The 1,315-nt window shown below is 42.2% G+C and carries 1 protein-coding gene; it reads right to left on the reverse strand.

Features of this window, described 5'->3' with window-relative positions; translation table 11 throughout:
• On the reverse strand, positions 1 to 990 hold a 990-nt coding region (locus tag ACWIUO_RS13690), incomplete at its 3' end, for a TonB-dependent receptor plug domain-containing protein (protein ID WP_454178442.1).
• Positions 991 to 1,315 lie beyond the last annotated feature (325 nt).

Below are 1,315 nucleotides of genomic sequence, written 5' to 3' on the forward strand. Positions count from 1 at the left end.
GCCAGAATTTAGCGGGATAAAGCTCTGTGTGGTGGTAAAGCTAGCGATGATTCCAGCTTTTTTGTGAAATCTAGATTCTACACTTGCGCGAATAGAATGTTTGATAAATTCAGGGTGTCCTCCTGTGGCATCAGCAGCTAAAAAATCATTTAGCCCATCGCCATCTTCCCCACCATAAATGTGATATTTTGTAAGGCTTAAATTTTTAGGATTTGCATTGCCTTGTGAGATTTGGTAGCTGATATTGCCTCCGTATTTTTTGGTAGCCTTTTTGGTATTTGCCTCCACTACCCCACCTGTAAATCCGCCGTAACTTGCGCTTACATTGCTATCTAGCACGGTTATAGATTCTAGCAGGCTCGTATCGATATTTAGCCCTTGAGAGCGTCCGGGAAGTGCTGTGGTGGCTACGGGATTGTAGTTGTCATAGCTTCCTGCGGCGGGGTTTAAGTCGTTGTTCATATTAAAGCCATCAAGTTGGAAGTTGTTTTGATAATAAAGTCCGCCAGAGATTTGGATATTTGCAGGGTCGATTTCGCCGGGCGTAGAGCTAGAATTTTGCCTTGTGTCGTATTGGACATTTGGCAAGATTTTAAGAATGCTTGTTATATCTCCATTTGCATTTGGGCTAGATTCTAGCGTGGTGCTATCTATGTAATGCCCACTTTGATACCTTTCTCTAGATTCTGCGTTTGCGTCTTTGTGTCCTGTGGCGGTTACTTTGCCCAAATCTTTTGCTTCTAAGTTTGTTTTTTCTAAGTCGTTTTTGGATTTTAGTTTATTGTAGCGGGAGGGGTTGTCAAATGCTTGCGAGGTGGAATCTATTTTCATAGATTCTGCTGTGGCGTTTGTAGATTCTGTTTGGCTAGAATCTATATCGTAGGCTTTTTGGTTAGCATTATCATTTGTGGCGTTATTGCGCGTGGCATTATTGTGCAAGGCATTGCCATTTGGATTTTGGTTGTGGCTAGAATCTATACCATTTGTCATATTGAGCGCGTAGCGCGAAATATCTCTATCACTACTTATCAAAACATTGTTTTGTTGATTGCGCGCATTTGCCGCTACTTTACCCAAATCTTTTGCTTGCAGCCGCTCATAGTCTTGGCTAGAATCTGTTTGGCTAGAAGTAATCGCAACTTGCACAAAATCCGTGCGGATAGAATCTACTTGGGCTAGTTTTATGTATTTTTGTGGGTTTGTTTGTGTGGAGCTTTCGTTGTTTTGGATTATTTCCCCCTCCCTTGCGGAGGGGGCTAGGGGGTGGGTAGTTTTGTCATTGCGAGAATTTGTAAAATATTTAGCCCAATAAGGA

It is taken from the genome of Helicobacter sp. T3_23-1056 (genome assembly GCF_053654535.1).